A 13,314-nucleotide genomic window follows, 5' to 3' on the forward strand; every position below is an offset into this window, starting at 1 on the left:
CAGTGCCGCACCCCGCGCCTCACAGAGAGGGCGTTGTTTCGGGTCAGGGCTGTTGCAGAGCTGATGCAATGTGCCGCACGCCACTTCGGCGCTCGGGCGGGGACTCGCGATCGTTTTCGGCCGGTGGATGGCGCGTACCGGGCGTTTACGCTGGTTCCATGACTGATCACGCCCCGATAGGGGCCGGAGACGACCTTTCCGGCAAGCCGACCTCGGCCTCGCGCACCACGCTGAGCCACATCATGACCGCGGGTGACACGAACCTCCTCGGCACGGTGCACGGCGGCGTGATCATGAAACTGGTGGACGACGCGGCGGGCGCCGTCGCCGGACGGCACTCCGGCGGGCCCGCGGTCACCGCCTCCATGGACGAGATGGCGTTCCTTTCGCCGGTCCGCGTCGGCGACCTCGTGCACGTACATGCGCAAGTGAACTGGACCGGACGCACCTCCATGGAGGTCGGCGTCCGCGTGATGGCCGAGCGCTGGAACGAGTCCACGCCCGCGCAGCAGGTCGGCTCCGCCTACCTCGTCTTCGCCGCCGTCGACGCCGACGGCAAGCCGCGCACGGTGCCCCCGGTCCTGCCGGACTCCGAGCGCAACGAGCGCCGCTTCAAGGAGGCTCAAATTCGCCGTACGCACCGCCTGGCGCGCCGCCGCGCCATCAAGGAGCTGCGCGCCCAGGAGCCCGACGCGAGCTGAGCCGGGCTGAGCTGAGCGGGACGGGGCGGGACGGGGCGGGGCGGGGCGGCGCTGGGCGCCGGGGTTCTGGTGGCCCCCGGAGCCCCGTCCTACGCTTGGGGGCATGGCGGATGCGCAGCGGCACCCGAACATCGACACGGCGATCCGGTACCACCGGGCCGTTGCCCGCGGCGCCCTCGGCGAAGAGCTCGCGGGGTTCTTCCACGACGAGGCCGTGCACCGCGAATACCCCAACGCCTTCCTGCCGGACGGCGCGGTGCGCGACCTGACCGCCATCCTCAAGGCGGGCGAACAGGGTGCCAACCTGCTCAGCCGGCAGTCCTTCGACGTGCTCAACGCCGTCGCGGCGGGCGATCAGGTCGCCCTCGAAGTGACCTGGACCGGAGCCCTCGCCGTGCCGCTCGGCGATCTGCCCGCCGGGCAGATCCTGCGGGCCCACATCGCCACATTCCTGACATTTCGCGACGGCAGGATCGTCGAGCAGCACAACTACGACTGCTACGAGCGCACCGACGCCGTACGGGAGGACGAGCCGCCGGAGGGACCCTAGGACCCCGCCCCGCCTACGGGCACACCACCTGGTCCCCGGTCAGAGCCCCGTACTCGCCCTGGTACGCGTCCTCCGCCCGCACCGGACGCACGCCCTTGAAGTCGCTGCCCGCGATCACCTTCAGCGTCGCGCCCTGCCCCTTCACCACCCGCATCTCGCAGCCGGGCAGCGCCGTGGCCAGGGACTTCGCCGAGCGGTCCCAGCGCGGGTCGTAGGCGACCACGCTGCGCGTGACGGGCCGCGCGCCGGGTGGGGGCAGCGCGCTCCCCGGTGCCCGCGTGGTGCGGAACCCGCTGGTGCGCAGCGCCGCGTCGACCCGCTTGCCGAGGTCCGGCGTGCGCGTGCCGTTGTCCACCTGCACCCGGATCTGCTGCGGCGACACCGGCACCATCGCGGCCTTCCGCTTGACCCGGTGCGGGGCGAGCGGCTTGTCCTCGCGCAGGGCCTGGAACAGCTTCCCGGCCTTCACGGGGTCCCACTTCAGGGTGGAGCCGATGCCCGGCACCTTGAAGCCCATCTTGCCGATCGGCACCGTCGTGAACTCCGACGACGACGGCGAGAAGTTCCGCATCGCCCGTCCGAGGGTGAGCATCTCGGTCGTCCCGAAGCCCTTGTCGGCCCGCACCGACTCCAGGAGCGTCCTGGTGACGTCGTTGAACTTCACCGGGTTCAGCAGCACGCCACTGCTCGTCGCCTTCGCGATGAGCGCCGCGAGGAAGCGCTGCTGGCGCTGCATCCGGCCGAGGTCGGCGGCCCCGTCGACGTACCGCGAGCGGACGTACTGCAGGGCCTGGCCGCCGTTCAGCTCGTGCGTGCCGACGGGCAGGTTCAGGCCGGTGTGGGAGTCCTTCAGGGGGCGGGTGGTGCAGATCTCGACGCCGCCGAGGACGTCCACGGTCTTCATGAAGCTGGTGAAGTCGACCTCCAGGTAGTGGTCGATCTTCACCTTCGTCATGTTCTCGACCGTGCGCACGGTCAGATTCGGGCCGCCCTCCGCGTACGCCGCGTTCAGCTTCACGGGGTGCGCCCGGTGGTGCTTGCGGGAGTTCTGGTCGATGTGCTCGGGCATCTCGGCGTACGAGTCCCGGGGCAGGCTCACCACGCTCGCCCGGTCCCGGTCCTCCGAGATGTGCACGATCATGACCGTGTCCGTGCAGTGGCAGGGCGCTCCGCCGAGGCGGTACTTCCTGCGCTCCTCGCGGGTGATCCTGTCGCGGCCGTCGGTGCCCACGAGCAGCACGTTCATGCCGTTGCCCGCCTCGGGCCTGTTCTTCATGTCCTTGAAGGCGTCGACGCGGCTGATGCCGGTCTCCAGGCCCGAGACCACGGAGTGCCCGATCCCGGCGGCGGCGAGCACCCCGACGGACAGGGTGGTCGCGACCCGCATGGCCCAGCGGGGGCGCCGCACCCGCCGGCCCGCCCGGGGGCCCGCCTGCGGACCCCCCTTCGGGACCGGTCGCGGTGGTCGCGGGGGGCGCGGTGGGGTGGCGGGGGAGCGGGGCGGTGTGGGCACTGCGGGGCACCTCCGCGGTCGTGGTCCTGGGCGGGGGACGCCAGAACCGTAGGCCCATACGATCTGCGGACCGGGGTAGCGACCCGGACGGCGCGCGCCGGTGTCCCCCGTTCGCGGTAACGTGACGCCCGATGTTCCACTTTCCCGGGGGCGACCCCCGGGCTCCCCGGCCGAGCGATGCCGTGTCTCCCGGGGGCGACCCCGGACCCCCGGCCGAGCGACGAAAAGGAACCCGCGCAGTTGAAGTCCGACGTGCATCCCCCCGCTGTCTCTGTGATCATGCCGGTCCTCAACGAGGAGCGGCACCTGCGTGAAGCCGTGCACGCGATCCTCCAGCAGGAGTACGCGGGCGAGATGGAGGTCGTGGTCGCGCTCGGCCCCTCCACCGACCGCACCGACGAGATCGCCGCGGAGCTGGTCGAGGAAGACCCGCGGGTGCACACGGTCCCGAACCCCACGGGACGTACGCCCGCGGCCCTGAACGCCGCGATCAAGGCCTCGCGCCACCCGATCGTGGTACGCGTCGACGGCCACGCCGCGCTCTCGCCGGGCTACATCACGACCGCCGTGCGCCTCCTGGAGGAGACCGGCGCGATGAACGTCGGCGGCATCATGCACGCCCAGGGCACCAACGCCTGGGAGCAGGCCGTCGCCGCCGCCATGACCTCGAAGATCGGCGTGGGCAACGCGGCCTTCCACACCGGCGGCGACGCCCAGCAGGCCGAGACGGTCTACCTGGGCGTCTTCCGGCGCGAGGCCCTGGAGCAGCAGGGCGGCTACAACGTCGAGTTCATCCGCGCCCAGGACTGGGAGCTGAACTTCCGGATCAGGGAGGCCGGGGGCCTCATCTGGTTCTCGCCGGAGCTGAAGGTCTCCTACCGCCCGCGCCCGAGCGTGAAGGCCCTCGCCAAGCAGTACAAGGACTACGGCCGCTGGCGCCACGTCGTCGCCCGTTACCACCAGGGCTCCATCAACCTGCGCTACCTCGCGCCGCCGGTCGCCGTCTGCGCCATCGCCGCGGGGCTCGTCGTGGGCGCGGCCCTCACGCCGTGGGGCCTCGTCGTGCCCGGCGGGTATCTCGCCGCCATCGCCGCGGGCTCCGTCCCCGCGGGCAAGGGCCTGCCCCTGAAGGCGCGGCTTCAGATCCCCGTGGCGCTCGCGACGATGCACATGTCGTGGGGCTGGGGCTTCCTCACCAGCCCGCGCTCGCTGGCCAAGCGCGTCATCGCCTCGCGGCGCCCGGCGGTGCTCGGGGAGACCCAGGAGGCCTGAGCCCGGGCAGTCGGCAGCTTGTCAGGGGCCTTGGAGGGCGGAAGTCGCCCTCCAAGGCCCCTGCGGCTCCCGGGCTACCAGGTGAAGTTCGGGTCCACCTTCATGCAGGCCTTCTTGTCGGAGCCGCTCAGGGCGTCCGCCGAATCCGGTGTCGAGTCGTCCTGCTTCGCGGCCTTCTTCGGCCTGTCGCCCTCGCGCCAGTCGGCGCCGACGACCAGCGTGACGCCGGAGACGTCCGTCGACTTCTTCACCGAACTCAGCCGCATGCCGAGGGACTTGGCGACCCGCTGCGCGTCACCCTCCAGGTCCACGCTCGGATACCGGATGACCGTCTTGGCCTCGGTCACCGACGCCGAGGTGTCCGCCGCCGCCTTCACGAAGCCGAGACCGGCGAGGGACTGCGCGACCGCGTTCGCCCGGCCACCGACGGCGGGCTCGGTGGCCGTGCGCGTGCCGTTCTGCACCTGAAGGGCGATCTCCCCGTCCGGCGCCGCCGGGTCGTCCGACAGCTTCTCCTTGGCGGGCTTGCGCTTGCCCTTGCCGTCGAGGGCGATGTCGTCGCGTACGAGCCGGAAGAGCTGCTCGGCGTCACCGGGCTTGGGGACCACCCGGGAACCGGAGTACTCGAACGGCATCGTCGTCATCGTCGTGCGCTCCGGCGAGACCTTCTTCAGCTCGTTGCCGAGGCCGATGAGCTTCAAGGGGGAGCCGATGCCCGGGTCGACCTTCAGCGCCCTCGTCGCGTTCTCGGCGAGCTTGCGCAGCCGGTTGGGGCTGGTCAGACCGGTGTTCTCGCGGAGCGTGCGGACCAGCGAGTTCATGTACATGTGCTGGGCCTTGGCGCGGGATATGTCGGTGCCGCCCTCGAAGCCGTAGCGGGTGCGCAGCCACTGCAGGGCCTGCTCGCCCTTGATGTTCGTGGTGCCCTTCTCCAGCTTCAGGCCCGAGCCCTTGCCCTCGCTGGTGCGCGAGTGGATGTTCTTGTCCACGCAGACGGGCACGCCGCCGATCGCGTCGGCCATCGACACCACACCCGAGAAGTCGACCATCATGAAGTGGTTGATGTGGATGTTGGTCAGCTTCTCCCAGGTGGCGACCGTGCAGCCCGGGCCGCCGCGGCCCAGGGACTCGTTCGTCATCATGCGCGGGCCGCTCTCCGGGTACACCTTGCCGTCGTCCGGGTCGGTGCACTTGGGGATGGTCAGGAGGGTGTCGCGCGGCATGCTGATGACGGACATGTTGCTGCGGTCCGCCGACAGGTGCAGCAGCATCTGTACGTCGGCCAGGGGCGGGCCGCCGAAGGTCTCCTTGGCGCCGCCGAGCTTCTGGTTCTCCTTGGAGTCCCGGGCGTCGGAGCCGATCAGGAGGATGTTCAGGGGCGTCTGACCCGCGGAGTTGGGCGTGGGCTCGGGGGCCCGGTGGTCGCCCAGGTTCAGGTCGTCCGTCTCCAGGTTGCCGTTCAGGTGCTGGTAGTAGAGGTAACCGGCGCCGGCCGTGCCGAGTATCAGGACCGACAGGATGATCGCCGACCAGCGCAGGACGCGGCGCTTGCGGGGGCGTCTGGGCTTGCCGCCCCCGTCGCCACCGCCCCGCGTGCCCTTGCCGGGCGGGCCCGAGGCGCCGCCTTTGACGGTGCCGTTCCTGGTACGTCCGCCTTTGGCGCCCGCGCCCCCGGTCCGCGCCCCGTCGGCCCCCGCCGCACGGGATCCCGCCGCCGCGGCGGTGTCGCCGATGCCGGATTCCTCCGCCGTGCCCGAGTCCGTGTCGGGCGACGTGTTCCGCGTCCCCGCCCCACCGGACGCTCCCTCCCCACGGACACTGTGCTGCCCCATCCCTGCCCCTCCCCGCCCTGCTTCACAAGTGAGGCCGCCCCACGGCGACTTGCGGCGCGGTGCCGCCGCCACACCTGGCGGCGGTCGCCGGCCCGCCGCCAGGTGTGGCGTTCTGTGAGACGTCAAACAACTGTCTCAGGTCACTTGGCACACACGGATTTGTCGGCACCGACCTTCTGGATGCCGTCCGGTGCCTTCGACGGAGCACTTATGGGCACCCCCGCGCCCTTGAAGTCGGCACCGAGGGTCAGCACCATCGCGGGCAGCCCCTGCGCGTTCTTCTCGCTCTCGCCCGGCTTCAGCGCCGACCCGGGCAGCCCCATCAGCTGGGCGAGCCGCCGCGCCTGGTCGGCCTCGCCCTTGCCGTACTCCAGGGTGGTCTTGCCCAGGTTCTTCGGCGCGTTGCCGAGCTGGCTGGACTTCGTCACGCCCTCGTTGTTCTGCAGCCAGGCGAGGGTGGCCTGCGCGGCGCCCGTCTTCCCGCTGCCGTTGTAGATGTCGACGCGCACGTCGGAGGGGTCGGCCTTGGGGCCCTTGAGGCGGGCGGCCACCGCGGCCTTCTCCTTCTTCTCCTTCTTCTTGACCTCGGTCAGCGACACGTCCTCGCGCATCATCGAGAACAGCTCGTCGGACTTGGGCTTGTTGAGCACGACCGTGATGGGCGTCTTCTCGGCGGGGTTGTCCACCACCGGGGTCGTCGCGAAGGTCAGGTTCTTCATGTCGAGCTTGCCGAGCTCCATGCCGAGGTCACGGAGTTTCATTATGTCGGCGATCTTGGAGTCGACGGTCAGCGCCTTCGTGCCCGCCTCCGCCAGACTTATCATCTTCTTCGGGCTGGTCAGCGTGCCCCCGGACTTGAGCTTGCGCATCAGGGAACTGAGGAACTGCTGCTGCAGCTCGATCCGGCTGAGGTCGCCGCCGTTGCCCACGGTGTGCCGGGTGCGCACGAACGCGAGCGCCTCCTCGCCCTCGATCGTGTGCTTGCCCTTGGGCAGCTTCAGATGGGACTTCGGGTCGTCGATGTCCTTGGCGAGGCACACGTCCACGCCATCGACCGCGCTGGACAGCGTCTTGACCGCGTTGAAGTCGGCCACCATGAAGTGGTCGAGCTTTATGCCGGTGATCTCGGTGACGGTGCGCATGACGCAGCTGGGCGTGCGCTCGCTCTGGCCCAGGCTCTCGTTGAAGCGGACCTGCTTCGAGCCGGGGATGGTCTTCATGGAGCCGTCGTCCTGCTTGGTGGGGCAGTCCGGAATGTCCGTGATCATGTCGCGCGGGATGCTCAACGCGGTCGCGTTGGAGCGGTCCTTGGAGACGTGCAGCAGGAGAGTGGTGTCCGCGTGGCCGACGCTGCCCTCGTCGCCGTAGCCCTTGTTGCCGCTGCCGCTGCGCTTGTCCGTGCCGACGAGCAGGATGTTGATGGCGCGGTCCTTGCTGAACCCGCCGGTGCCCGCGCCGTCGTCGGAGACGGCCGTGATGTTGTCGTTGAGGTGCTGGTAGTAGAGATAGCCGCCGACCGCGGCGACGACGACCACGAAGGCCACCGTGCCGCCCGTCCAGATGGCGATCTTCTTGCCGGTGTTCTTCTTCTTGGGCCGCCTGTTGCGCCGCCCGGTCGGCTCCGGCTGCGCGCCGCGCCGCCTGCGCTGGCCCGGCACCTGCTCGCGGCCGTGCTCCCGGCCGCCGGTGGAGCCGTGCTCGGATCCCTGGCGGCGTCCGTGGTCACGGCCGGGCTCGCGGGTGTGGTCCCGGCCCTGGTCGCGGCCGCGCTCACGGCCGCCCGGGCGCTCGGAACCGTGCCCCGGCGGCCGGGGCGCGGCGCCCCGGGGGCCGGGCACTCCAGGCGGCGCCGACTGCCCTGCGGAAGGACTCAGTCGCAGTTCGTAGTCGCCTGTCTGCGGGTTCAGTACCCACTGGTCTGCGGGGTCGATGTCATCAGCCCGCCCACGGCCTTGCGCGTCCACGGTTGTTTGCGTCCTCCGTCAGGGCCACGCGGCGCCTTTCCCCCCTCAAGAAGGCGCTCGGTCAGTCGTACAACGGTGCGCGGTCGCGAAGACCGGGCACCGGATCGGCTCACACTATCCGCCCAGTTCAGCGTCCAACGACGCCGGTGACAAATTCCACTCCCCCTCAGGGCACCTACAACTGGGCAATCCACCCAATTTCTTTGGCGAGGTGCCCTTCCCGGCGATGCCGGTCCTACTCGCAGCTGGTCCGGTCGGCCGTGTTGCCCCGGAATGTGGGCGCGGGGCTCGGCGTATGACTCGGGTCGTCCGGCTTCTCGTCGCTCTCGCCGTCGTAGCTCCCTGAGGAGTCGCCGTCGCCGGTGTATTCGTCCGATTCGCCGTCCTCGTACGCGGATTCGCCTTCGTCGTACGTCTCTTCGGAGTCGTCCTCGTACGCCTTGGAAGCCGTCCGTTCGTACGTGGCCGCCGCGGCGTCGCGCGTCACGCGCACCGGCTCGTCCTTCCGCAGCCGCGTGAAGAGTTCCTCCGCGGCGGGTTCGACCAACTCGTCGCGATTCGCGTCATAGGCGTAGGAACGCCGTGGCACGGTGAGGAACTGAACCCGTTCTGTGGGGATATTGCGCACCCCGCGCACCAGTTCGTACAAACCGCGCAGACTCGCCAGGCCCGGGTCCGTCGTCAGCGAGGACGTGGCCGCGTCCAGAACGGGATAGAGCTTCACCGGATTCAGCAGGACGTCATTGCTGCGCACCTTGTTGACGAGCGCGGCCAGGAACTCCTGCTGCCGGTCCATGCGATCGGTGTCGCTGCCGTTGCCGAGCGACTTGCGGGCGCGTACGTAGCCGAGGGCCTGCTCGCCGTCGAGGGTCTGCGGACCCGCGGGCAGCCGCACCTTCGCGGCGCGGTCGTCGACGGGCTCCTCCAGGCAGACCCGCACCCCGTCGACGGCGTCCACCATGTCCTTGAACCCGGCGAAGTCCACGACCATGTGGTGGTCGATCCGGATGTCGGTGAGCTTCTCCACCGTACGGATCGTGCAGGCCGTGCCGCCGAACTCGAACGCCCAGTTGAACTGGGCGAATTGGGCGCGGGTGCGGGAGCCGTCCGGGCGGCGGCAGCTCGGGATGTCCACCATCAGGTCGCGCGGCAGCGACACGGCGGTCGCGCTCTGCCGGTCCGCGGCCAGGTGCAGCAGGATCGTGGTGTCCGAGCGCTGGGTGCCCGGGTCGCGGCCGTACTTGCGGTTGTCGCGCCCGGAGCGGGAGTCGGAGCCGATCAGCAGGATGTTCTGGGCGTCGTGCACGAGCGGCGTCGGCCGCTCCGCGTCGTAGCGCGCCAGCTCGGCCGCGGCACCGGTGTCCTTGGTGATGTTCCCGTTCAGCTTCGTGTACGCGGCCCAGCCGACACCGCCCGCGGCGAGCACGAGGACGGCGGTGGCGAGCGCGGCCCAGCGCAGCCAGCGGAGCCTGCGGCGGCGCGGCCCGAACCCGGCGGGGCTCGCGCCCGCCCCCGGCGCGTACGTGGCCTCGCGTGGCGCGGAGGCGGCCCCTGCCGCCTCCTCGCCCGGCTCGGACGGCGTGCGCGCGGTGTCGGTCACGTGGCGGTCCACCCCTCATGGCTGCGGTCGGTGCACGGTCGCTCTGCTCGCTGTGCGCTCTGCGTGCTCTTACGACCATGGACCGGCGCGCGCCGGGGGGCCTGCGGGCCAGGGGCTCGGCTGGGCCGAACGGGGGATGTCGGCGGGGCTCCGGCGGGGGCGGGGTGGGCCGGGGTGGTGGGTGGCGGGGCCGCCGAGGCGCCTGTCGGGGCCGCCGAGGGGGCCCCGCCGGGACCTCGGCTCGACCTCAGCGGGCCGTCGCCGTGACCCGCTCGCTCTCGATCCGCTTCTCCAGGCCGCCCTCGCCCAGCCGGTCGAGATGGCGGCACAGGACCACCGAGCCGCCCGCGGCCAGCGGCGCGTAGAGCCCGGCGCTCAGGCCGTCCCAGCTGCCGTAGGGCAGGTCGGAGAGCAGCCGGGAGCCCGGGGCGAGGCCCAGCTCGGCGGCGTCGGCGCGGGCCCGCGCCACCAGCTCGGCGCCGGTCAGCTCCAGGCCGTCGACGGCGAGCGCGGGCTCGTCGGGGTCCACGGGCGCGTACGGGGCGAAGCGGTCGCCCTGGCTCGGCACCTCCACGGCGTAGTCGGCGAAGCCCGCGGGGGCCTCGGGGAAGCGGCCGCCGAGGGGGCGCAGGGCGAGGGCCACGCGCTCGCCGGAGCAGGCCCGCGCCGCGGCCAGGCTGTCGGGGTCGGGGCCGCTGACGACGAGGTCGGCCGCCGCCGGGTCGCCGCCGACGTCCGCGACGACGCCCACGGAGGAACAGGCGAGCAGCCACACCGCCGTCTGCCAGTGCGCGGGCAGCAGCAGCGCGAGCCGGTCGCCGGGCTCGGCGGACAGCTCGCCCTGGAGGAGGTTGGCGGTCTTGGCCACCCAATTGGCGAAGGTGGCCACGGACAATTCGACGCGCTCTCCGGTGGCGTCGTCGTAGTACGTCACGAGCGGGCGCGCCGGGTCCGCGGCGAGCGCGGATCGCAGCAGGTCGGCAGGGGTGCGGTCGTTGGCGTTCACGGCCGCAAGGGTACGCGGGCCACGGCGTGTCGCCGCTGCGGGACGCCCAGTTGGGGCCGCCGGTCGGGCGGTCGGCGGGCCGACGGGCCGTCAGTTCCGGGCGGTCCCCGATGGACAGATATGTACCGGTGTGTCAACTATCAGTTGTATGCGTGGATTCCTTGCTTCCTCGATCGGTGTCACCTGCGCCACGGCGCTCGCCCTCCCCCTCGCCCTGACGGCGTCCGATACCGCGGCCGTCACCCGGCCCGCCGCGGCGACGCTGCCCGGCAGCACCCAGTCGCTGCCCCTGGGACCGCTCGGCGCCGACCGCGCGGGCGGCGCGGAGCAGCGCGACCAGGGGCTCGCCCGCCGCGACGTACGCCCGTTCTCCCTGGTGGGCGTCGTCTGGGACGACCCGGACGTCGAACTGCACGGCCAGGTCCAGGTCCGCACCCGCGCGACCGGCACGACGAGCTGGTCCTCCTGGCAGGAGGTCGAGACGCACAACCACGAACACGCGGCCGACCCCGGCACGGCCGAGGGCGACTCAGGACGCGTCCGCGGATCGACGGCGCCCCTGTGGGTCGGGGACTCCGACGGGGTCGAGCTGCGGGTGCGGGCAGCCCCCGATGGCGGCGAGGGCGGCGCCGGGCGGGCCACCGGACGGGCCGGGCGCGCGCTGCCGGAGACGGAGGCGGCGCTGCCCGCGGGCCTGCGCCTCGAACTCGTCGACCCCGGGGAGCACCCGGCGCCGCCCGCCGACCTGTACGAGGGCGGGGCGCCGCAGGGAGCCCCGGCGAAGGCCGACGGCGTCCAGGCGGGGCTGCCGGACGCGGCCGGGGGCCTCATGACCGCCGAGTCCGCGGCCGCCTCCGCCGTGAACGCCGACCTCGCCCCGCTCGGTGCCTCCGCCGTCGCCGCGCTCGACCGGGCGCACACACGGGCGGACCTCGTCGCCGCGCACGGCGGTGACGTCACCAGGGCCAGGCCGTACATCGGGCCGCGGCCGCGCATCGTCACCCGGCGCGGCTGGGGCGCCGACGAGAGCCTGCGCGAGCGGAACTTCGCGTACACCAGGACCGTCAAGGCGGCCTTCGTGCACCACAGCGCCACCGGCAACAACTACAGGTGCTCGCAGGCGCCCTCCGTCCTGCGCAGTATCTACCGCTACCACGTCAAGAGCAGCGGCTGGCGCGACTTCGGCTACAACTTCGCCGTCGACAAGTGCGGAAACATCTACGAAGGCCGTGCCGGGGGAGTGGCCAAGGCCGTCCTCGGCGCGCACACTCTCGGTTTCAACAGCAACAGCATGGGCATCGCCGTCCTCGGCACGTTCACCAACACCAAGCCGCCCAAGGCAGCGGTGACCGCGGTCGCGAAGCTCACCGCGTGGAAGCTCGGCCTGTACGGCGCGAATCCCCGCGGCACGACACACCTGACGTCGGGCGGTGGGAACCTCTACAGGAAGGGCACCAGCGTGCGGCTCAACGTGATCTCCGGCCACCGGGACGGATTCGCCACGGAGTGTCCCGGCCGCCTGCTGTACAAGAAGCTCGGCACGGCCCGGTCCGCGTCGGCCCGCTACCAGGGCCGCTGAGGGCCGTCCCACCGGGACCGCCGCTCCCCGTCCACCGGGGCCGCGGTGGTCCCTCGCCCCGCGGACCCGCTCATCCATCTGCATACACTGGCCGGCCGACACGAAACCTCGGCCGGCCCCAGCAGGAAGCAGAGACGACAGGTGACAGAAGCGATCCTCCTGGTCGGCGGCAAGGGCACCCGGCTGCGTCCGCTCACGGTGAACACACCCAAGCCGATGGTCCCGGCGGCGGGTGTCCCCTTCCTCACCCACCAGCTGGCCCGCGCCCGCGCGGCGGGCGTCGACCACATCGTGCTCGCCACCTCCTACCTCGCGGAGGTCTTCGAGCCGTACTTCGGCGACGGCTCGGCGCTCGGCCTCCACATCGAGTACGTGACCGAGGAGGAACCCCTCGGCACCGGCGGCGCCATCCGCAACGTCGCCTCGCGGCTGCACTCGGGCCCCGAGGACCCCGTCCTGGTCTTCAACGGCGACATCCTCACGGGCCTGGACATCCGGGCCCTGGTCGCCGAGCACCAGCGCGTCGACGCGGACGTCTCCCTGCACCTCACGAAGGTCTCCGACCCGCGGGCGTACGGCCTGGTCCCCACCGACCCGACCGGGCGCGTCACGGCCTTCCTGGAGAAGCCGCAGACCCCGCAGGAGATCGTCACCGACCAGATCAACGCGGGCGCGTACGTCTTCCGGCGCTCCGTCATCGACACCATCCCCGCCGGTCGGCCCGTCTCCGTCGAACGCGAGACCTTCCCCGACCTGCTCGCCTCCGGGGCCCACCTCCAGGGCATGGTCGACTCCACCTACTGGCTGGACCTCGGCACCCCCCAGGCCTTCGTACGTGGCTCCGCCGACCTCGTCCTCGGCCGCGCCCCGTCCCCCGCCGTGCCCGGCCGCTGCGGCGACCGCCTCGTCCTGCCCTCCGCCCGCGTCTCGTCCGGCGCCAAGCTCACCGGCGGCACGGTCATCGGCGAGGACGCCTTCGTCGGCGAGGGGGCGCGGCTCGTCGGCAGCACGGTGCTCTCCGGCGCCGTCATCGAGCCCGGCGCCGTCATCACCGACTCCCTCATCGGCGCCCGTGCCTCGGTCGGGGCGCGCTCGGTGCTCACCGGGGCGGTCGTCGGCGACGGCGCGTTCGTCGGCGCCGACAACGAGCTGCGGGACGGGGTCCGCGTCTGGTGCGAAGCTCGCCTCCCGGCGGGTTCGGTGCGCTTCTCCTCCGACCAGTAGCCCCGGCACGCCTGCCCGCCGCCCCCGAGGCGCGCAGCGCCGATCGGGGGCGGTCCGTCCCACCCGGAGGGGA

10 protein-coding genes are annotated in these 13,314 nt (G+C 72.0%); 5 read left to right on the forward strand and 5 right to left on the reverse strand.

Annotated features, from left to right (window positions below):
• The first annotated feature begins 158 nt into the window (after positions 1–158).
• Both ACZ6AA_RS21255 and ACZ6AA_RS21260 read left to right on the forward strand, forming a co-directional pair.
• Positions 159–701 carry an acyl-CoA thioesterase gene (locus ACZ6AA_RS21255; protein WP_468459753.1) on the forward strand — a complete coding sequence of 181 codons (543 nt, stop codon included), beginning with the start codon at positions 159–161 and terminating at the stop codon, positions 699–701.
• 103 nt (positions 702–804) lie between these two features.
• Positions 805–1,251: a nuclear transport factor 2 family protein gene (locus tag ACZ6AA_RS21260; RefSeq protein ID WP_471459413.1), complete on the forward strand. Its 447-nt coding sequence runs from the start codon at positions 805–807 to the stop codon at positions 1,249–1,251.
• A gap of 13 nt (positions 1,252–1,264) precedes the next feature.
• On the opposite strand, the gene ACZ6AA_RS21265 is transcribed toward ACZ6AA_RS21260, so the two are convergent.
• Positions 1,265–2,764: an LCP family protein gene (locus tag ACZ6AA_RS21265; RefSeq protein WP_468459749.1), complete on the reverse strand. Its 1,500-nt coding sequence runs from the start codon at positions 2,762–2,764 to the stop codon at positions 1,265–1,267.
• A gap of 252 nt (positions 2,765–3,016) precedes the next feature.
• On the opposite strand from ACZ6AA_RS21265, the gene ACZ6AA_RS21270 reads away from it, so the two are divergent.
• Positions 3,017–4,036 (forward strand): glycosyltransferase family 2 protein, encoded by a 1,020-nt coding sequence (locus ACZ6AA_RS21270; RefSeq protein WP_468459994.1) that lies wholly within the window; start codon positions 3,017–3,019, stop codon positions 4,034–4,036.
• A 74-nt stretch (positions 4,037–4,110) separates the two neighbouring features.
• Here ACZ6AA_RS21270 and ACZ6AA_RS21275 read toward each other — a convergent pair whose 3' ends face one another.
• From ACZ6AA_RS21275 to ACZ6AA_RS21290, 4 genes are all read right to left on the reverse strand, one after another.
• Positions 4,111–5,868 (reverse strand): LCP family protein, encoded by a 1,758-nt coding sequence (locus ACZ6AA_RS21275; RefSeq protein WP_468459747.1) that lies wholly within the window; start codon positions 5,866–5,868, stop codon positions 4,111–4,113.
• A 140-nt stretch (positions 5,869–6,008) separates the two neighbouring features.
• The gene (locus ACZ6AA_RS21280) at positions 6,009–7,832 is read right to left on the reverse strand and encodes an LCP family protein (RefSeq protein ID WP_471459415.1); all 1,824 of its coding nucleotides are present in this window, start codon (positions 7,830–7,832) and stop codon (positions 6,009–6,011) included.
• A gap of 235 nt (positions 7,833–8,067) precedes the next feature.
• Positions 8,068–9,432, reverse strand: coding sequence for an LCP family protein (locus ACZ6AA_RS21285; RefSeq protein ID WP_471459417.1), 1,365 nt, complete (start codon positions 9,430–9,432; stop codon positions 8,068–8,070).
• 247 nt (positions 9,433–9,679) lie between these two features.
• On the reverse strand, positions 9,680–10,438 hold the full coding sequence (locus ACZ6AA_RS21290; RefSeq protein ID WP_471459419.1) for a TIGR03089 family protein: 759 nt from the start codon (positions 10,436–10,438) through the stop codon (positions 9,680–9,682).
• 148 nt (positions 10,439–10,586) lie between these two features.
• Here ACZ6AA_RS21290 and ACZ6AA_RS21295 point away from each other — a divergent pair, with 148 nt between their 5' ends.
• Both ACZ6AA_RS21295 and manB read left to right on the forward strand, forming a co-directional pair.
• The gene (locus ACZ6AA_RS21295; RefSeq protein WP_468459739.1) at positions 10,587–12,017 is read left to right on the forward strand and encodes a peptidoglycan recognition protein family protein; all 1,431 of its coding nucleotides are present in this window, start codon (positions 10,587–10,589) and stop codon (positions 12,015–12,017) included.
• Between the two features lie 141 nt (positions 12,018–12,158).
• Positions 12,159–13,241, forward strand: coding sequence for a mannose-1-phosphate guanylyltransferase (gene manB / locus ACZ6AA_RS21300; RefSeq protein ID WP_468459737.1), 1,083 nt, complete (start codon positions 12,159–12,161; stop codon positions 13,239–13,241).
• Positions 13,242–13,314: the final 73 nt, after the last annotated feature.

The sequence above is a fragment of the Streptomyces sp. NPDC040610 genome (assembly GCF_055594065.1).

Excerpts from the sequence above, each read along its gene's own strand:
- ACZ6AA_RS21255 (WP_468459753.1), top strand. The coding sequence starts at position 159 with ATGACTGATCACGCCCCGATAGGGGCCGGAGACGACCTTTCCGGCAAG.
- ACZ6AA_RS21260 (WP_471459413.1), top strand. The coding sequence starts at position 805 with ATGGCGGATGCGCAGCGGCACCCGAACATCGACACGGCGATCCGGTAC.
- ACZ6AA_RS21275 (WP_468459747.1), bottom strand. The coding sequence starts at position 5,868 with ATGGGGCAGCACAGTGTCCGTGGGGAGGGAGCGTCCGGTGGGGCGGGG.
- ACZ6AA_RS21295 (WP_468459739.1), top strand. The coding sequence starts at position 10,587 with ATGCGTGGATTCCTTGCTTCCTCGATCGGTGTCACCTGCGCCACGGCG.